At 39.6% G+C, this 19,104-nt stretch carries 21 protein-coding genes and 1 pseudogene; 18 read left to right on the top strand and 4 right to left on the bottom strand.

Features of this window, described 5'->3' with window-relative positions:
* Positions 1 to 244: 244 nt before the first annotated feature.
* Together BKK54_RS07080 and asd are read right to left on the bottom strand one after the other, a co-directional pair.
* The gene (locus BKK54_RS07080) at positions 245 to 868 is read right to left on the bottom strand and encodes an FKBP-type peptidyl-prolyl cis-trans isomerase (RefSeq protein ID WP_077542416.1); all 624 of its coding nucleotides are present in this window, start codon (positions 866 to 868) and stop codon (positions 245 to 247) included.
* Positions 869 to 888: 20 nt separating this feature from the next.
* On the bottom strand, positions 889 to 1,758 hold the full coding sequence (asd, locus tag BKK54_RS07075) for an archaetidylserine decarboxylase (protein ID WP_077542415.1): 870 nt from the start codon (positions 1,756 to 1,758) through the stop codon (positions 889 to 891).
* 196 nt (positions 1,759 to 1,954) lie between these two features.
* On the opposite strand from asd, the gene tatA reads away from it, so the two are divergent.
* From tatA to BKK54_RS07010, 13 genes are all read left to right on the top strand, one after another.
* On the top strand, positions 1,955 to 2,185 hold the full coding sequence (gene tatA, locus BKK54_RS07070; RefSeq protein WP_077494573.1) for a twin-arginine translocase TatA/TatE family subunit: 231 nt from the start codon (positions 1,955 to 1,957) through the stop codon (positions 2,183 to 2,185).
* 3 nt (positions 2,186 to 2,188) lie between these two features.
* On the top strand, positions 2,189 to 2,740 hold the full coding sequence (gene tatB, locus BKK54_RS07065; protein ID WP_077542414.1) for a Sec-independent protein translocase protein TatB: 552 nt from the start codon (positions 2,189 to 2,191) through the stop codon (positions 2,738 to 2,740).
* A 9-nt stretch (positions 2,741 to 2,749) separates the two neighbouring features.
* Positions 2,750 to 3,520 (top strand): twin-arginine translocase subunit TatC, encoded by a 771-nt coding sequence (gene tatC, locus BKK54_RS07060; protein WP_077494571.1) that lies wholly within the window; start codon positions 2,750 to 2,752, stop codon positions 3,518 to 3,520.
* A gap of 56 nt (positions 3,521 to 3,576) precedes the next feature.
* Entirely contained in the window at positions 3,577 to 4,599 is a 1,023-nt protein-coding gene (gene hemB, locus BKK54_RS07055) for a porphobilinogen synthase (RefSeq protein ID WP_077542413.1), read from the top strand.
* Between the two features lie 224 nt (positions 4,600 to 4,823).
* On the top strand, positions 4,824 to 6,173 hold the full coding sequence (gdhA, locus tag BKK54_RS07050; RefSeq protein WP_077542412.1) for an NADP-specific glutamate dehydrogenase: 1,350 nt from the start codon (positions 4,824 to 4,826) through the stop codon (positions 6,171 to 6,173).
* Between the two features lie 234 nt (positions 6,174 to 6,407).
* Entirely contained in the window at positions 6,408 to 6,656 is a 249-nt protein-coding gene (rpsP, locus tag BKK54_RS07045; protein WP_018356451.1) for a 30S ribosomal protein S16, read from the top strand.
* A 30-nt stretch (positions 6,657 to 6,686) separates the two neighbouring features.
* The gene (gene rimM / locus BKK54_RS07040) at positions 6,687 to 7,214 is read left to right on the top strand and encodes a ribosome maturation factor RimM (protein ID WP_077542411.1); all 528 of its coding nucleotides are present in this window, start codon (positions 6,687 to 6,689) and stop codon (positions 7,212 to 7,214) included.
* A 55-nt stretch (positions 7,215 to 7,269) separates the two neighbouring features.
* Positions 7,270 to 8,007, top strand: a complete 738-nt coding sequence (gene trmD / locus BKK54_RS07035; RefSeq protein ID WP_077542410.1) for a tRNA (guanosine(37)-N1)-methyltransferase TrmD — start codon at positions 7,270 to 7,272, stop codon at positions 8,005 to 8,007.
* A gap of 154 nt (positions 8,008 to 8,161) precedes the next feature.
* Positions 8,162 to 8,512 carry a 50S ribosomal protein L19 gene (gene rplS, locus BKK54_RS07030; RefSeq protein WP_049358025.1) on the top strand — a complete coding sequence of 117 codons (351 nt, stop codon included), beginning with the start codon at positions 8,162 to 8,164 and terminating at the stop codon, positions 8,510 to 8,512.
* A 197-nt stretch (positions 8,513 to 8,709) separates the two neighbouring features.
* Entirely contained in the window at positions 8,710 to 9,561 is an 852-nt protein-coding gene (gene focA, locus BKK54_RS07025) for a formate transporter FocA (RefSeq protein WP_077542409.1), read from the top strand.
* Between the two features lie 44 nt (positions 9,562 to 9,605).
* Complete coding sequence (gene pflB, locus BKK54_RS07020; RefSeq protein WP_077542408.1) at positions 9,606 to 11,918, top strand: formate C-acetyltransferase; 2,313 nt, start codon at positions 9,606 to 9,608, stop codon at positions 11,916 to 11,918.
* A 120-nt stretch (positions 11,919 to 12,038) separates the two neighbouring features.
* On the top strand, positions 12,039 to 12,779 hold the full coding sequence (gene pflA / locus BKK54_RS07015) for a pyruvate formate lyase 1-activating protein (RefSeq protein WP_077542407.1): 741 nt from the start codon (positions 12,039 to 12,041) through the stop codon (positions 12,777 to 12,779).
* A 38-nt stretch (positions 12,780 to 12,817) separates the two neighbouring features.
* A complete protein-coding gene (locus BKK54_RS07010; RefSeq protein WP_077542406.1) occupies positions 12,818 to 13,285 on the top strand; it encodes a surface-adhesin E family protein in 468 nt (155 codons plus the stop codon).
* Positions 13,286 to 13,326: 41 nt separating this feature from the next.
* On the opposite strand, the gene BKK54_RS07005 is transcribed toward BKK54_RS07010, so the two are convergent.
* The gene (locus BKK54_RS07005) at positions 13,327 to 13,668 is read right to left on the bottom strand and encodes a helix-hairpin-helix domain-containing protein (RefSeq protein ID WP_077542405.1); all 342 of its coding nucleotides are present in this window, start codon (positions 13,666 to 13,668) and stop codon (positions 13,327 to 13,329) included.
* A gap of 186 nt (positions 13,669 to 13,854) precedes the next feature.
* Between BKK54_RS07005 and BKK54_RS07000 the strand changes: the two genes are divergently transcribed.
* The 3 genes from BKK54_RS07000 (at position 13,855) to BKK54_RS06990 (ending at position 16,443) form a co-directional block, all read left to right on the top strand.
* Positions 13,855 to 14,655 (top strand): helical backbone metal receptor, encoded by an 801-nt coding sequence (locus BKK54_RS07000; RefSeq protein WP_077542404.1) that lies wholly within the window; start codon positions 13,855 to 13,857, stop codon positions 14,653 to 14,655.
* An 83-nt stretch (positions 14,656 to 14,738) separates the two neighbouring features.
* Positions 14,739 to 15,713 carry a FecCD family ABC transporter permease gene (locus tag BKK54_RS06995; RefSeq protein WP_077542403.1) on the top strand — a complete coding sequence of 325 codons (975 nt, stop codon included), beginning with the start codon at positions 14,739 to 14,741 and terminating at the stop codon, positions 15,711 to 15,713.
* Positions 15,706 to 16,443: an ABC transporter ATP-binding protein gene (locus BKK54_RS06990; RefSeq protein ID WP_077542402.1), complete on the top strand. Its 738-nt coding sequence runs from the start codon at positions 15,706 to 15,708 to the stop codon at positions 16,441 to 16,443. The genes BKK54_RS06995 and BKK54_RS06990 overlap by 8 nt, the downstream gene beginning before the upstream one ends.
* 84 nt (positions 16,444 to 16,527) lie before the next feature.
* Here BKK54_RS06990 and BKK54_RS06985 read toward each other — a convergent pair whose 3' ends face one another.
* Positions 16,528 to 16,992, bottom strand: a complete 465-nt coding sequence (locus BKK54_RS06985; protein ID WP_077542401.1) for a hypothetical protein — start codon at positions 16,990 to 16,992, stop codon at positions 16,528 to 16,530.
* Positions 16,993 to 17,588: 596 nt separating this feature from the next.
* Here BKK54_RS06985 and BKK54_RS06980 point away from each other — a divergent pair.
* Both BKK54_RS06980 and BKK54_RS06975 read left to right on the top strand, forming a co-directional pair.
* A complete protein-coding gene (locus BKK54_RS06980; protein WP_077542400.1) occupies positions 17,589 to 18,470 on the top strand; it encodes an OmpA family protein in 882 nt (293 codons plus the stop codon).
* Positions 18,471 to 18,548: 78 nt separating this feature from the next.
* Positions 18,549 to 19,104: pseudogene (locus BKK54_RS06975) on the top strand (hypothetical protein); the annotation flags it as partial.

Genomic DNA, 19,104 nt, shown 5'->3' with positions numbered 1-19,104 from the left:
AATTTATCTAGAAGATCATTCCGATAATGACTAACAATAAGGGACAAATATTTCTATAAACATGGGAATTTAATAGCGCTTATTTAAGCTTAACGAGGAATCAAGATTATCTGTTCATAATAGATTGATGAAGTATCATAAAACGATGTTTATTAAAGATTTTTTAAATAAAAAATAGTTGATCGTAAATTCACGATCAACTATGTTGTTTACTATGTCAAGTATTAGTTGTAGTTTAACTAGACTAAAGAATATCTAATAATTCTACTTCAAATACAAGAGTAGAGAATGGAGGGATAGAAGCACCTGCGCCACGTTCACCATAGGCTAGCTCGTGTGGGATAGTCAATTTCCATTTAGAACCCACAGGCATCATCTGTAATGCTTCCACCCAACCACGAATTACACCGTTTACCGGAAATTCCGCAGGCTGACCACGTGATACGGAACTGTCAAATACAGTGCCGTTTGGTAATGTGCCTGTGTAATGAACACGCACTTTATCGGTGGCTGACGGTTTCGCACCCGTACCTTCCGTGATGATTTCATATTGAAGACCGCTGTCAGTTACGGTTACTCCGGCTTTTTTGGCATTTTCCGCTAAAAAGCCCTTGCCTTCTTCTTCAATCACTTTGAATTTAGCCTGTTGTGCTTGTGCCGCTTGTTGTTGAAGTTGTTGTACAGAAAGCATTAATTCATTAATATCCAATGCAGGTTGATTATGATTTAACGCATCGAAAATCCCTTTTGCGACTGCTTCAACGGCAATTTCCATTTGGCTGTCTAATAATTGTTGGCCGATTTGTAAACCGATACCATAACTGCCTTTTTCAGAAAGACTTTCTAGTTTAATTTGTTCAAAATTCATGCTGTTTTCCTTTGTTAAAATTACTTTTTGTATGCCAAAATTTCACCCATACGAACCGGCTCGCCGACACTGAGATGATCTGCCAATCGTACTTGATTTTCTTGGAATAAATTGATTACGGTAGAGCCAAGTTGGAACCAACCCATTTCTTGACCTTTGGTGAGTTTCACCGCACTTTCACCTTCATAAGTCCAAGTTTTCACTTCATTATGACGTGGCGGATTAATTACTCCCGCCCAAGTTGTCCCAATACTTGCAGTGATAGTGGCGCCGACTAAAATTTGTACCATCGTGCCAAATTCCGTATCAAACACACAAATCACCCGCTCGTTACGGGCAAATAAATTCGGCACGTGTTGGGCTAAAAACGGATTGACCGAAAATAAATCGCCGGGAACATAAATCATTTTACGGAGTGTACCATCGCAAGGCATATGCACACGGTGATAATCTCTGGGTGAAAGATAGGTGGTGGCAAACTCGCCATTTTTAAAGGACTCGACTAATTCTTTATCCTCTGCCAATAAATCCTCTAAACGGAAAAAATGACCTTTGGCTTGTAATAAGCGGTCATCATCAATATGTCCACATTCACTAATACGGCCGTCTGCCGGTAGGCAAAGTGCGGTCAGATTTTGGTTAATTGGGCGAGCGTTGTCTTTTAACGGACGAATAAAAAATTCGTTGAAACTTTCATATTCATTAAATTGCTCTTTTTGCGCAATACTCATATCAATGTTGTATTTTTTCGCAAAGACTTTGATAGCGAGATGGGTGATTTTGCCCCATTTTTGCTTCGCAAACCAACCGGCAAATTGGGTTAAATAAAGTTGAGGCATCATATATTGAAAAGCAACTTTTAAACGTTGCCAATAAGAAATTGAATGCATATTTATCTTTCCTTATAAAATTGAGCGCTGATTATAACAATTTTTCTCATTCTTCCAACTTTTAAATTCTTATATAAAATCCACCGCACTTGCTATTTTGCGTGAGAAAATAATTCGCTTTGGCTATTGTTCAATGAGGTCAAAAAGAGTATATTCAGCCCAAATTTTTTATTCTTATTAGAAAGGGAGTTTTATTATGTTTGGTTTATCTCCGGCACAAATGATTATCTTGTTAGTGGTGATTTTGTTGGTTTTTGGTACGAAAAAATTGAGAAATGCGGGTTCTGATCTTGGTGCTGCGGTAAAAGGTTTCAAAAAGGCAATGCAAGATGATGAGCCAAAAGCCAAAGATGCAGAATTTAAATCCATAGATAACAACAGCGAAACGGCGAAAACTGAAGCAACAAAAGAGAAAGAACAGGCATAACCCGTGTTTGATATTGGTTTTTCCGAACTTGTTTTATTAATGATTGTAGGCTTAGTGGTGCTAGGTCCTAAACGTTTGCCGGTCGCAATCAGAACCGTGATGGGTTGGGTGAAGACCATTCGTGGGTTAGCCGCCAATGTTCAAAATGAATTAAAACAAGAACTGAAATTACAAGAATTACAGGATAGCATTAAGAAAGCGGAATCCCTGAATTTGCAAACCCTTTCCCCTGAGCTAAGCAAAACTGTTGAAGAGTTAAAGGCGCAGGCAGATAAAATGCGCGCCGAGTTAGAATCAAAAGCCGCAGCAGCGGGGACAACGGTGGAAGAACAGATCAAAGAGCTTAAAAGTGCGGCTGAAAATATTAAGCCGGACGAAAATACGGTTTCAAGCGATATGTTAACAAAGAATGAAAGCGTAGAAACCGATGAAAAAACGCCTTCAGATCTGACCGCACTTGAACCCCATGAACAAGCTGAATTAACCGAGCGCTTGTCTGATTATTATCCACCGGATGAAATGGATGTCGCCCCGGCTCCAAAATCCCAATCATAGAGAGTTTTTATGAATCACGTGGATGAATCTCAACCCCTTATTACCCATCTCGTCGAATTAAGAAACCGCTTATTGCGTTGTGTGATTTGTATTACGGTGATCTTTGTTGGTTTGGTGTATTTTTCTAATGATATTTATCATTTCGTTGCTTCTCCCTTAACAGAGGTGATGCCGAAAGGGGCAACGATGATAGCAACGAATATTCAAACCCCTTTTTTCACACCGATTAAATTGACGGCAATTGTTTCCGTGTTTATTTCGGTACCTTATTTGCTTTATCAAATTTGGGCATTTGTTGCCCCTGCGTTATATCAACATGAAAAGCGAATGATTTATCCGTTACTATTTTCCAGTACGATTTTATTTTACTGTGGTGTAGCCTTTGCCTATTATGTGGTGTTTCCCTTTGTTTTCGGTTTCTTCACGCAAACCGCCCCGGAAGGTGTGGCGATTGCAACGGACATTAGTAGCTACCTTGATTTTGCCTTGGCCTTATTCCTTGCCTTTGGAGTATGTTTTGAAGTACCGATTGCGATTATTTTACTTTGTTGGACAGGTGTCACGACAGTAAAAGCCCTTGCAGAAAAACGCCCTTATATTATTGTCGCCGCATTTTTTATCGGGATGATTCTTACACCGCCTGATGTGTTTTCTCAAACATTACTTGCTGTGCCAATGTGGTTATTGTTTGAACTTGGTTTGCTTGTCGCTCGTTTCTATCAACCAAAAGATGAAACTGAAGAAAGTGCGGTTAAAAATTCAGAAGAAAAAACAGAATAACAAATGGGGGCATTGCCCCCTTTCTCGTCATAAATAGTCAGTAAAAGGATAACAATATGACCCAACAAATTTTTACAGGATTTCCAACCCGTCGTTTACGCCGTTTACGTAAACATGATTTCAGTCGCCGCTTGGTCGCTGAAAACAAACTTACAGCGGATGATTTAATTTATCCGGTGTTTATTTTAGAAGGTGAAAATTATCGTGAAGCGGTTCCTTCTATGCCGGGCGTGGAACGTTTAACCATTGATCAATTATTGGTTGAAGCCGAACTTTTGGTGAAATACGGTGTGCCGGTGATTTCGCTTTTTCCTGTCATTGAACAAAACAAGAAAACCTTAATGGCAGAAGAAGCCTATAATCCGAACGGTTTGGTGCAACGTGCTGTAAAAGCCTTAAAAGCGGCCTATCCGGAATTAGGTGTGTTAACGGATGTGGCACTTGATCCTTATACTATTCACGGGCAAGACGGTATTATTGATGAACAAGGTTATGTGTTAAATGACATGACAACTGATGTTTTGGTGAAGCAGGCACTTTCTCATGCGGAGGCTGGGGCTGATATTGTTGCACCAAGTGATATGATGGACGGACGTATCGGGCGTATTCGCAAGGCATTAGAAGAAAAAGGTTTTATTAACACACAAATTATGGCGTATTCCGCAAAATATGCTTCAAATTATTATGGGCCTTTCCGTGATGCGGTGGGATCTTCAGGTAATCTGAAAGGTGGTGATAAGAAAACCTACCAACTTGATCCGGCAAATGGCGATGAAGGCTTGCAAGAAGTAGCACTTGATTTACAGGAAGGGGCGGATATGGTGATGGTAAAACCGGGAATGCCTTACTTAGATATGGTTTATCGTGTGAAAAAATATTTCGGCGTGCCAACCTTTGCTTATCAAGTATCCGGTGAATATGCCATGCATATGGCGGCAATTCAAAATGGTTGGTTAAAAGAAAGGGAATGTATTATGGAATCCCTTCTTTGTTTTAAACGAGCCGGTGCAGATGGTATTTTGACTTATTTTGCCAAACAAGTGGCAGAGTGGCTGTACTTGGAAAGTAAAAATAAATAGTTTTTTATGTAAAAATGTGATCTTTATCACTAAAATTAAATTTTATCTAATAAAATCGAGAGAATGTTAAATATTTTCTCGATTTTTGTTTTTTATTCATTTTTTCCTTAAAAAAATCATTGCAATATTAAACGAGTCATTGCATATTGTGTGCCAACCGTTAGCAAACGGTTGCTCATAATAAAACAAACACATAAACATCAAAATTAAGAAGGAAACACAGTATGTCAGCAGTCTCATCTTTAGACGAGTTTTTAGCAAAAGTCGCACAGCGTGATGGTCATCAACCTGAATTTTTACAAGCGGTTCGTGAAGTTTTCACTTCTATTTGGCCGTTTTTGGAAGCCAATCCAAAATATCGTTCTGAAGCTTTATTAGAACGTTTAGTCGAACCGGAGCGTGCATTTCAATTCCGTGTAGCTTGGGTGGATGACAAGGGGCAAGTCCAAGTGAACCGCGCATTCCGTGTACAATTTAATAGTGCGATTGGGCCTTACAAAGGGGGGATGCGTTTTCACCCGTCTGTGAACCTTTCAATCTTAAAATTTTTAGGCTTCGAACAAATTTTCAAAAATGCGCTAACTACCTTACCGATGGGGGGAGGCAAAGGCGGATCGGATTTTGATCCTAAAGGGAAATCTGATGCAGAAGTGATGCGTTTCTGTCAGGCATTAATGGCGGAATTATATCGTCATATCGGGGCGGATACGGATGTACCTGCCGGTGATATCGGTGTGGGCGGTCGTGAAGTGGGTTACCTTGCCGGTTATATGAAAAAATTATCAAATCAAGCCGCCTGTGTTTTCACCGGTCGTGGCTTATCTTTCGGAGGGAGTTTAATTCGCCCGGAAGCGACAGGTTACGGATTGGTTTACTTTGCACAAGCGATGTTAGCCGAAAAAGGGGATAGTTTCGCAGGTAAAGTGGTTTCTGTTTCAGGCTCAGGAAATGTGGCGCAGTATGCTATCGAAAAAGCCCTTGCTTTAGGTGCTAAGGTCGTTACTTGTTCCGATTCTTCTGGCTATGTTTACGATCCTGAAGGTTTTACATCTGAAAAATTAGCCGCACTTTTGGACATTAAAAACGTTAAACGTGGTCGCGTAAAAGATTATGCGGCACTGTTTGGTTTGCAATATGTAGAAGGTAAACGCCCTTGGGAAGTGAAAGTGGATATTGCTCTTCCTTGTGCTACTCAAAACGAACTTGAGATCGATGATGCAAAAGCCTTGATTGCAAATGGCGTTAAATTAGTCGCAGAGGGGGCGAATATGCCAACTTCTATTGAAGCAACCGATGCGTTTTTAGAAGCCGGTGTATTATTCGGCCCGGGTAAAGCGGCGAATGCAGGTGGGGTAGCGACTTCAGGTTTAGAAATGGCACAAAGCTCACAACGCCTATATTGGACAGCGGAAGAAGTGGATGCAAAATTGCATCGCATTATGTTGGATATTCACGCAAACTGTAAAAAATATGGCACGGTAGAAGGTCAAGAGAACATCAATTATGTGGTAGGGGCAAATGTAGCCGGTTTCGTGAAAGTAGCTGATGCGATGTTGGCACAAGGCGTTTATTAATTTCTATTTTTAAAAACATTGAATAAATTGACCGCACTTTTCATTAAAGTGCGGTCAATTTGTCTGTAAAATTTCCTTTTTTCCTAACGCTGTTTTAGCTTGCCTTTTTGTTCAAAAAGTGTAAAATCTTCGGGCTTTTTGTCTATATATACAGAGAAAAAAGTAAGCTATATTTTTAAGTGACTTTCGAGCTTAGAAATATTCTTTTAGTAATCAAATAATTAGAGGAAGGTTATGGTAACCATTCGTTTATCTCGTGGCGGAGCTAAAAAACGCCCTTTTTATCAAATCGTTGTCGCTGACAGCCGTTCACCACGTGACGGTCGTTTCATTGAGCGTGTAGGTTTCTTCAATCCGATTGCACAAGGTAATGCTGAACGTCTTCGCATTGACTTAGACCGTGTAAATCACTGGGTAGGTCAAGGTGCGTCATTATCTGATCGCGTTGCGTGTTTGGTAAAAGAAGCTCAAAAAGCCGCTTAATTCGCTTTTGAGTAGAGATAGGTGAAGAATATGGAACAACAACGTATTGAAGTTGTGGGCAAATTAGGCTCAACCTATGGTATCCGTGGGTGGTTACGTATTTATTCATCAACCGAATATGCTGAAAGCATTTTTGATTATCAACCTTGGTTTTTAAAAATCAAAGGTGAATGGCAACCAATAGAACTTGAAAATTGGCGTCATCATAATCACGAGCTGATTGTAAAGCTAAAAGGTACGGATGATCGTGAAGCAGCCCAAGTTTTAGCAAATGTTGAGATTGGTGTGGATCTTTCCGTATTTCCTGAATTGGAAGAAGGCGATTATTACTGGCATGATTTAATCGGTTGCTCAGTGGTCAATCTTCAAGGCTATACGATGGGAACAGTCACTGAAATGATGGAAACCGGTTCAAATGATGTGTTGGTCGTCAAAGCTGGTAGCAAAGATGCTTTTGGAAAACAAGAGCGGTTAATTCCGTTTTTGTATGAACAAGTAGTTAAAAGAGTCGATCTCACCACAAAAACCATTGAAGTGGATTGGGACGCTGGTTTCTAATCTCAGGTATGCTCGAACGTAATGTCGTCGGTTTTAAACAAAGTAAGGCTGAATTATGCAGATCGGAATAATTACTTTATTCCCCGAAATGTTTAAAGCAATTACGGAATTTGGGGTAACCGGTAGAGCCGTAAAACAAAATCTCTTGCAAGTGCAATGTTGGAATCCTCGTGATTTTACACGAGATAAGCATAAAACGGTCGATGATCGCCCTTATGGTGGTGGGCCGGGGATGCTAATGATGGTGCAGCCTTTACGGGATGCCATTCACGCAGCAAAAGCGGTTGTAGGAGAAGGTGCAAAGGTGATTTATCTTTCACCGCAAGGACGTAAACTCGATCAATCCGGTGTCGTAGAGCTGGCACAGAATCAAAAATTGGTTTTAGTGTGTGGGCGGTATGAAGGGATTGATGAACGATTGATTCAAACTCAAATTGATGAAGAATGGTCAATCGGTGATTACGTTTTAACCGGAGGTGAATTGCCGGCAATGACATTAATTGATGCCGTTGCGCGGTTTATTCCCGGTGTATTAGGCAAACAAGCTTCCGCAGAAGAAGATTCTTTTGTAGGCGGTTTATTAGATTGTCCACATTACACTAGACCGGAAGTTTTAGAAGGCTTAACTGTACCACCTGTGCTGATGTCAGGGAATCACGAAGAAATTCGCAAATGGCGGTTAAAACAATCGCTTGAGAGAACGTGGCTCCGTCGCCCTGAGCTATTGGAAGGCCTAGCTCTGACTGACGAACAATGTAAGCTGTTGAAAGAAGTGAAAGCGGAACAACAGTAGAGTTTTGCAAAAATAGTTTAGTTAAGATGTAAGTGATAAGCTGAAGAGAGTACATGAGTACAGAAAAGCAAAGCCACGCAGCAGATTAATTACAATATGTAGCAAAACAAATCAGTTAATTCTAGGATCATTAGATCAATGTAAGGATCAAAAAATGTCTAACATTATTAAACAACTTGAACAAGAACAATTAAAACAAAACGTACCTAGTTTCCGCCCGGGTGATACTTTAGAAGTTAAAGTATGGGTAGTAGAAGGAAGTAAACGTCGCTTGCAAGCATTCGAAGGCGTGGTTATTGCAATTCGTAACCGTGGTTTGCACTCTGCATTTACTTTACGTAAAGTGTCAAATGGTGTGGGTGTTGAGCGTGTATTCCAAACTCACTCACCAGTGGTTGATTCCATCACAGTTAAACGTAAAGGTGCAGTACGTAAAGCGAAACTTTACTACTTACGTGAGCGTTCGGGTAAATCTGCTCGTATTAAAGAGCGTTTGGGCGAATAATTTCGCAAAGAGAGATGTATATAAGGCTTGGGTTTTCCAAGCCTTTTTTGTTATCAAAATTAGAAAAACTTAACAAAACTTGCAAAATATCAAATTTTGTTTAAATAGCTATGGGGAGTATCTTGCAAAGCATACCTAAGAGAGTAGAATACCCACAATTGTAGTACTAAAAAAGAATTATCATATTTAGGAGTTTTATGTCGGATGTTAAAAACTCTTCCACGGTAGCATTAACACCGGTTGAAGCAACAGATTTCGCAGAAAATGCGGCTGTTTATAAAGCGAAGAAGCGTCCGTTTCTTTCTTTTATGTCCGGTATTAACGCAGGTGCGTGTATTGCATTAGCATTTGTTTTTTATACCACGACACAAACGGCATCTGCAGGTGCGCCATGGGGAATGACTAAATTAGTTGGTGGCTTAGTGTTTTCTATCGGGGTGATAATGGTAGTGTTGTTAGGATCTGAACTTTTTACTTCATCAACACTCACATTTATTGCTAGGGTTGGAGGAAAGATTACCACATGGCAAATGCTTCGTAACTGGATTGCTGTCTATTTAGGTAATTTTGTTGGAGGTCTGATAATTGTCGCACTTATTTGGTTTGGTGGACAAACGATGGCGGCAAATGGGCAATGGGGGTTGACTATCCTTAATACGGCACAGCATAAGATTCACCATACTTGGTTTGAAGCATTTAATTTAGGCATTTTATGTAACATCATGGTGTGTTTAGCGGTTTGGTTATCTTATTCTGGTAAAACCGTTGTAGATAAAGCATTTATTATGATTATGCCGATAGGTTTATTCGTTGCATCCGGTTTTGAGCACTGTGTTGCGAATATGTTTATGATTCCAATGGGAATCATTACTGCACATTATAGTAGCCCGGAATTTTGGCAACAGTTAGGTATTGAAGCGAATCGATATGCTGATTTAGATGTTTATCATTTTATTGTCAAGAATTTAATCCCAGTCACGTTGGGGAATATTGTGGGCGGTGCAATTTGTATCGGTTTATTCCAACGTTACTTAACAAAATCCCACTAACAATTGAAACAAATTATTTTTATTAATTAACAAAGGAAATGACTATGTCAGAACTTAATGAATCGCAAAAAGTTGCGTGGGCCGGCTTCACCGGCGGTGATTGGCAAGAAAATGTCAATGTGCGTGATTTTATTCAAAAAAACTACACGCCTTATGAGGGTGATGATTCTTTCTTAGCAGGACCGACTGAGGCAACCACTAAACTTTGGGAATCGGTGATGGAAGGAATTAAAATCGAAAACCGCACACATGCGCCATTAGATTTTGATGAATTCACGCCATCAACTATTACTTCTCACGCACCGGGTTATATCAACAAAGATTTAGAAAAAATCGTTGGTCTTCAAACCGATGCTCCTCTAAAACGTGCCATTATGCCATTCGGTGGTATCAAAATGGTGGAAGGTTCATGTAAAGTTTATGGCCGTGAGCTTGATCCTGAAGTGAAGAAAATCTTTACTGAATATCGTAAAACCCATAACCAAGGGGTATTTGATGTTTATACACCGGATATTTTACGTTGCCGTAAATCAGGTGTATTGACCGGTTTACCGGATGCTTATGGTCGTGGTCGTATCATTGGGGATTATCGCCGTGTTGCACTTTATGGTGTTGATTTCTTAATGAAAGATAAATACGCTCAATTCTCCTCTTTACAGGAAAATCTTGAGAACGGTGTCGATCTTGAAGCCACGATCCGCTTACGTGAAGAAATTGCGGAACAGCACCGTGCTCTTGCTCAAATGAAACAAATGGCAGCAAGTTATGGTTACGATATTTCTAATCCTGCCACGAATGCACAAGAAGCGATCCAATGGATGTATTTCGCTTATTTAGCTGCGATCAAATCACAAAATGGTGCGGCAATGTCATTTGGTCGTACTGCGACTTTCATTGATATTTATATCGAGCGTGATCTAAAAGCAGGTAAAATCACCGAAGTAGAAGCACAAGAATTAGTCGATCACTTAGTGATGAAATTACGTATGGTTCGTTTCTTACGTACACCTGAATATGATCAATTATTCTCAGGTGACCCAATGTGGGCAACGGAGACCATTGCGGGAATGGGAATTGACGGTCGTACATTAGTCACCAAAAATACCTTCCGTATTTTACATACTCTTTATAATATGGGCACTTCTCCGGAGCCAAACTTAACGATCTTATGGTCTGAACAGTTACCGGAAAACTTTAAGCGTTATTGTGCCAAAGTATCCATTGATACATCATCAGTTCAATATGAAAATGACGATTTAATGCGTCCGGATTTCAACAATGATGACTATGCTATTGCATGTTGCGTATCACCGATGGTGGTTGGTAAACAAATGCAATTCTTTGGTGCCCGTGCGAACTTAGCAAAAACCTTGTTATATGCAATCAATGGCGGTATTGATGAAAAATTAGGTATGCAAGTTGGTCCTAAAACTGCACCAATTACAGATGAAGTATTAGATTTTGATACCGTAATGACTCGTATGGATAGCTTTATGGACTGGTTAGCAAAACAGTATGTTACTGCGCTAAACATTATCCACTATATGCATGATAAATATTCATATGAAGCGGCACTAATGGCATTACATGATCGTGATGTGTACCGCACAATGGCGTGTGGTATTGCAGGTCTTTCTGTGGCGGCAGACTCACTTTCAGCCATCAAGTATGCGAAAGTGAAACCAATTCGTGGTGACATTAAAGATAAAGAAGGCAATGTGGTTGCGTCTAATGTTGCCATCGACTTTGAAATCGAAGGTGAATACCCACAATATGGTAATAATGACAATCGTGTAGACGATATTGCCTGTGATCTAGTTGAACGTTTTATGAAGAAAATTCAAAAACTCAAAACTTATCGCAATGCTGTACCTACTCAATCAGTACTAACGATTACATCTAACGTAGTATATGGTAAGAAAACAGGGAATACACCGGATGGTCGTCGTGCCGGTGCACCGTTTGGACCGGGTGCAAACCCAATGCACGGCCGTGACCAAAAAGGTGCGGTAGCTTCATTAACTTCCGTGGCTAAACTTCCGTTTGCTTATGCGAAAGATGGTATTTCTTATACGTTCTCAATCGTACCAAACGCATTAGGTAAAGATGCTGAAGCACAACGTCGTAACCTTGCCGGCTTAATGGATGGCTACTTCCATCACGAAGCAACCATTGAAGGTGGTCAACACTTAAACGTCAACGTGTTGAACCGTGAAATGTTGTTAGATGCTATGGAAAATCCGGATAAGTATCCACAATTAACGATTCGTGTATCGGGTTATGCCGTGCGTTTTAACTCTTTAACTAAAGAGCAGCAACAAGATGTGATTACCCGTACTTTCACGGAGTCCATGTAAAACGTTAAAAAATTAACCGCACTTTAGCGGAAAAATAGTGAGCCTGAATAAAATCAGGCTCATTCTTTATTATCAGATGTGTTGATAAAATTTAGCTATATTTTAAATTGTGAGTTTATTATGTCTGTTTTAGGAAGAATCCATTCATTTGAATCTTGCGGTACTGTTGATGGGCCGGGCATTCGTTTTATTTTATTTATGCAAGGCTGCCTTATGCGTTGTAAATACTGTCATAACCGTGATACGTGGGATTTAGATGGCGGTAGAGAAATCAGTGTTGATGAACTAATGAAAGAAGTGGTGAGTTATCGCCATTTTATGAATGCAACCGGTGGAGGGGTAACTGCATCCGGGGGGGAGGCAATTCTTCAGGCGGAATTTGTTCGAGATTGGTTTAGTGCTTGTAAAAAAGAAGGGATTAATACTTGCCTTGATACCAATGGTTTTGTTCGCCATTATGATCATATTATTGATGAATTACTGGATGTAACCGATCTCGTATTACTTGATTTAAAAGAATTAAATGATCAGGTTCACCAAAATTTGATCGGTGTACCCAATAAACGAACGCTTGAGTTTGCAAAATATTTACAAAAGCGTAATCAAAGAACATGGATTCGTTATGTGGTCGTACCGGGCTACACAGATAGCGATCATGATGTCCATCTACTCGGACAATTTATTGAGGGAATGGAAAATATCGAAAAAGTTGAGTTATTACCCTATCACCGACTTGGTGCGCATAAATGGAAAACTCTCGGGTTTGATTATGAACTTGAAGATGTGATGCCGCCAACACGAGAATCGTTAGAGCATATAAAATCTATTTTGGAAGGATACGGACATACCGTTAAATTCTAATCAACAGCAGAGGCTAATATTAGGCTAAGGAGTCAATAATGAAAAAGCTGATTTTAATCTTTCCTGTCATTTTGCTTGTCGCCTGCTCTGTTCCGACACAAAAAAATATTGAACATCAAGATGTTAAGTTAACTCCGCCAAAACAAGATCGTAAAGGTTATGTTCGCTTAGTTAAAGATGTTAATTATTATATTGATACAGACTCAATCTGGGTTGATCACGAAGAACCCCAAGAAGTACATTTTGATGCCATTGTGAATTTATCACAGGGTTTATATGTTTACCCAAAAGAATCGAAACGCTATGCACGTTCTGTTCGCCAATATAAGATTTTGAATTGTAAAAATTATCGCCTAACACAAGTTCGTACTGATTTCTATGATGAATTTTGGGGAGAAGGCCTACGTGCAGCACCTAAAAAACAAGAGAAGTATAGTATTCGTTTAACGCCTCATACCACACTTTATAATGCCGCACAGATTATTTGTGTGAATTATAGTAAATAGTTTATGGAGAGAGTAAAAGGTCGCTCATTGCGACCTTTGAATTAAAAAACTAAGCGATCTCGGTTTTTCTCAAGGGTAGCTTTGCCAATACCTTGTACTTCAAGGAGTTGCTCGGCTGTGGTGAAATTCCCGTGCTTTTCGCGATATTGCACAATGGCTTCTGCTTTTTTGGCACCAATACCGGTTAAGGATTTTTGAATTTCACTTGCCGTTGCGGTATTGATATTCAGCTTATCACTAATATTTTGTGCCGGCACATTTTCGCTGACCGAAGTTTGTGTGCCTATAGAGGCTACGGATTTATCTTCTGCAAGTGATGAACCTGCGCTAAATAACGTACTTCCTAAAATGATTGAGCTAATTAAGGTTTTAATTAATTTCATAGTCTTTCCTTGTTAATGGTGAGAATGTTGATAAAATCAACGCCAACATTTTTCTATTTCTATGAAAATAAACAAGAAATCGACCGCACTTTTGCGATCTGGCTCGAAAAAATTCAGGTTTTATGAAGTAAAAACGGAAGTTTATGAAATAATATTGCGATTGATGTGGTATCAGAATTATAGGTTATGTTTAAATTTTTTGTTTTTTTTACCGCACTTTTTCTTTCTTTTTCCTCTTCTGGCGAACAATTTATATCTCTGACGCTATGCAGTGATCGGCTTTTGGCAGAATTAGCCCGTCCTGAACAAATCGTTGCACAATCATCTTATTCCAAAAATCCACTGATGATGTTAGATAAAGTCAATACCGATAAACCGGCGATTGAACCACAACTCACCGCATTATTACCTTATTTAGATAAAACCATACTTATCAATGAAACATTTTATCCTCAGCTTCTGGAAGAACTGAAAAAACTGGGGGCAAAGGTGATTCCCATTAACGATGATCCACAAACCCCTGATGAATTCTTTGCACTGATATTGAAACTGGGAAAAATCACAGACAATGCAATTCATGCTGAGCATTTGGTGAAAACCTTGAAATCGCAAAATTTCAAGCTAAATCAATCCCTCACAGATACTTTAATGTTGTCAGATACAGGTGTCGTAGAAAGCGGTTTTCCACAATATTCCGCTTTGCTTAATCTGCTTGGACTAACCCCATTGAAAATCCCCTTTACCGCACAAAATTTTTCCCTCGAAAAAATGTTGCTTACCCAACCGAATGTACTGATTGAAATCTCAGACAAACGAAGTTATAACGAACAGACGGAGTTGCTCAATCATCCGATTTTAAAAAAACTTTTTAAAAACCGACCGCACTTTCGTATTCCAATGAAATACACTTATTGCTTTGATCATGGTGTGTGGAAAGGGGCAGAATTAATTTATCAACAATACTATCGCCTAGGTCAGGTCAATTAAAAATATGATATTTAGAGAATTGCTGTATGATGTGAAAAAGTGGAAATTCGCCCATAAACATAAAGAAAAATGACCGCACTTTTATGAAAAAATATCTTAACTTATTGCTTTTTCTATCCTTAACATTGATTGTTGCATGGGCACTTTACCACCAACTCGGTGATTTTACTCGGCTAAAAAATGCAGATGGCGTACTGACGGATATGCGTTCCCTTGTGCTTTGGGATATTCGCCTGCCTCGCCTATTATTGGCTGTACTGACAGGCGCAAGCTTAGCACTTGCCGGCAATGCGATGCAGGCGGTTTTTCAAAATCCCCTTGCCAGCCCGGGATTGCTCGGGAGTGCGAGTGGCGCAACCACTGCTAGCGTCTTTTTACTCTACTATTTTTCCCTTCCGGCAAGCTTGTTGTTATTCGGTGGTGTTCTTGGGGCATTAGCCAGTTTTGCTTTAGTCTATCTCATTGCCTATAAACGAGGCACAATGGTAATGATTTTAAGTGGCGTGGCGGTGAATATGCTACTCGGCTCGGCGATCGCACTTTTACTTTCCAACGCCGAAAGTCCGTGGGCATTGGCGGAACTCTATCGCTGGCTGCAAGGCTCGTTAGTGTGGGCAAAAATGGATACATTACTTTTATCTCTCCCGATTCTATTGCTAGGTTGCTTTTGCCTTTTTCAGCAACGGCGTTATATCGACTTTCTCACCTTTGGTGAAGAAACCGCCACCACGATGGGCATTGACCCCAAACGGAGTTTTTTTATCACCGCATTTGGCGTGGCATTGCTGGTTGGTGCAACCATCCCGCAAACGGGAACGATAGGCTTTATCGGCTTAATTGCCCCTCATTTTTCTCGCATGTTACTCAAAAAACGCCCGTCCCAGCTTTATGTGAGTAGTGCGTTAATCGGTGCTTTATTGTTGGTCATCTCTGATCTTAGTGTGCAATATCTCCCGCTTTTCTCACACATCTACATCGGCACACTCACCGCTATGATTGGCGCACCTGTTCTGGTTTGGATTTTACTCTCGCAGCAACGGAGGCTTGCCCGTGATTAATATTGAAAAGGTGAGCCAGCCCTACGGCTTAAGCAATGTCAGTTGCCATATTCCACAAGGAAAATTAGTCGGCATCATGGGTGCAAATGGTGCGGGGAAATCGACCTTGTTGAAAAGTATTGCAGGAATCTTACCCCTTGCAAGCGGTCAAATTTGGGTAAACACTTGTAAATTAAGCGAAATGACAGCACATCAAAAAAGCGAACAGTTGGCGTATTTAGCCCAAAATACAATGATTCAATGGGATCTCTCTACCTACGAAGTGATCGCCTTAGGTTTACTTTATCCCCTTAATCGTGCAAAAGAGCAAGAAAAAGTGCGGTCGGTTTCAGACCGATTTTCTGTTTCTGCCTTATTGGATAAACCCTTTCAGCAACTTTCAGGCGGTGAAAAAGCTCGTGTACAACTGGCCCGTTGTTGTATCAAAAATACACCATTATTGCTTGCCGATGAGCCAATTGCCCCGCTTGATCCTTATTACCAAATTGATATCATGGAACAGCTTAAATCCCTCACGCCCAAACAGACGTGTGTAGTGGCAATCCATCATTTATCACTGGCGTATAAATTTTGTAATGAAGTGATTTTGCTTGATAAAGGCAAAGTGCTGGCCTATGGTGAAACACAAGCAGTGCTGAATGCTGAAAATCTTGCAAAAGCCTTTAGGGTACGTGCCGAATTTGATTTAGTGAGAAAAGAGGTACTGGGTGTAGATAAGTTGGATAGCTAATTCCAACTTCTTAGATTATTGGGAAAATTGGGGAGTAATCTTCCTAAAAATCAACTAGTTCAGTGCTTTTTTTCCTTCCATTATTCAACTTTCTTTACAACTTAACCACTGTACTTGTGTTCCCTGATAATTTTTGTAGTAAATGCTGTTATGTTGGAGTGCGATTAAATCAACAAAGTTTCCCTCTATTGGCTGATAAGATCGATAAATCACTTCAAATCTTGAGGCTCGAGCATTTAAGGCTCGGTTTTCAATATGATCAAATAGCACAGCTTTCCCCCCGTCTAACTGAAAATAAATCCCAAAATTCTCTTGTATTCGGCTTTCTCGTGAAAGGGGAAAATAGGTGGTTAAATAAGAGGTAGATTGAGTTTCAGTATTTTTACAAACGTAGTAATAACGTTTATAAGCTGTCGGATCATTTAGCTCTGTTTGTGTGATATTTGCCTTTAAGAAATGGGGTTTAATAGGGGGATTAGGGGATTTCGCTGTACAAGCGAATAGAATTGATACTGTAGCAAAAAGGAAAATTAGCTTGAATTTATCCATAATCAACAAAGTAGTAGGGAATAAACTGAGACATAATAGCGGAAATTCGAGGAAGTGCAATTTTTTGAATTGCTTGAGGAAATGTCCGGTATCTTTTATCTTTTGCTAGGAAGGAATATAACTTGCTATGAAGTTTCCTAAAGGAAAGATTTCACTGATTCTTGCTATCATCCATTTATCAATATACCTTAACAAGAGTTACTTGGAATTAAAATATTAAGTCTCGAAAAAGTGTTAAGTTCAGGAAAAATTGAACTAGAATACAATTTTCTTGTCTGAGGTTCGCTCTTTTGAACAGGCTATTATTCTTAATTTCGATTGTGGATTATAACAGCATATTTGGTATGTATTTTGAACGATAATAAGGTTTTTTATTGATATATTCGTATATTGATATATCATATTATATGCTGTCCTTAACTCTTAGGTTAGATCCAGTGAACAATTGATAAATGAGGATGAAGTGTTAGATGGTGTCCTATTTACATTTTTAATCGTTGCTGGCGAAATCTAGAGGTTTATAGGAATTTTAAAATAGGCTACGGTAGTTATACTGTGTCTTATGGAACTTAGAATAGTAACGGAGGTTAGTACAAATGAAAAAACCACTACTAGGTTTAGCTGTCGTATTGGCAGTAACTGGCTGCGCTACTCAACGGGGAGATAATCAACCGTTAGAAGTATGGCAGAATTTTAGCGAGAGCAAAATTAATGCGTCTCAAATTAATGAGGATAAATCATTAGCGGTATTTTATCGCCAAAATGATGTAAATGGTCCTGCCGTAAATATTTATGTTAATGGAGATTATCAGGCATCATTATTACCAAATGCTTACACCTCAACAATGGTGTGTGCTGGGAAATCTTTATTCTCTTCTTCTTTTACATCTAGTAGCAAATTTGGTAATCGTACCGCTGGTATGCAGTATAACTTACCTGCTACAAAAGTTAGTTATATTAAAGTTGGTCAAGCGGCTAATGGTAAACTGACTTTCACACAAATGGATGCTGCAATTGCTGAACAAGAAATTGCAAAATTACCAAGAGAAAATCAAACTCTTTCTCGCGTTGCGACTAAAGATTGTAACCAACCTAAGTTACTTGAAACTGCAGTATTAGATGCAGATGCGCTATTCGCTTTTAACAAATCTGAATACAAAGATATGTTGCCGAAAAGCAAACAACGTATTTCGGAATTTGCTCAGAAAGTAAATCAGATGCCAGGTGTAGCGAGTATGACTGTTATTGGTCATGCAGACCCGGTTGGTTCAGCGGCATACAACAAAACATTGTCCCAAAAACGTGCTGAAAGTGTGAAACTAAGCCTTCAAAGATCAGGTGTTAAAGTTCCAATTAGCGCAGAGGGATATGGTTCATCCGCTCCAATTGTGACAAATTGTGATCAATTTAAAGGTGCTGAACGTAATAAATGTAACTTACCGAACCGTCGTGTAGAAATCGCAGTATACGGCAATTAATAACGGATAGTTAATAAATTTTAACGGCTTTGAGATTATTGGAATCTTAAAGTAATAACAATTGATATAGGGGAATTTATGTCAACTACATTAAAAGTTTTAAGTGCTAAAAAAGTTGTTTCAGTCCATAAGATTGAAAATGGCGAAAAACTTGTTCTGCAAGCCAGAGAGAATAGCAATTATCAATTAATTGACGATTCAACAGGTCTTGGTCCACAGAATATCATTACCAAGCGTGTAGGAAAAAATTTAGAGATTAGCTTGGAAAATGGTGATCAACTACCTGATATCATTATCGAGAATTATTATGAAGATAATGGTGAAGAAACCACCAATCTGATTGTTGGTCAACACGAAAATGGCAATATTTATGCCTATATTCCGGAATCCGGCGTGCAATCTGATGCAGTAAGTTTATTAGCGGATCAATCTGCTGCAGCTCAAGCATTAGGCGGTGAAGAGCTAGCTACTGCATTTTGGGCATTTAACCCTTGGTGGTTATTGGCTTTAGCTCCATTGGCGATTGCCGGTGCCGCTATCGGCGGAGGTAGCAGTGGCGGTGGCAGTGGCAGTGGCAACAGCGTCCCTGATAACGTGAAAAACTTGGTAAAAGCAGCAGAAGACGCAGAAAAAG

Source organism: Rodentibacter genomosp. 1 (assembly GCF_001999285.1).
Taxonomy (GTDB): Bacteria; Pseudomonadota; Gammaproteobacteria; order Enterobacterales; family Pasteurellaceae; genus Rodentibacter.
The sequence above is the reverse complement of the archived record's forward strand: the minus strand, read 5'-3'. Positions and strand labels throughout refer to the sequence as shown.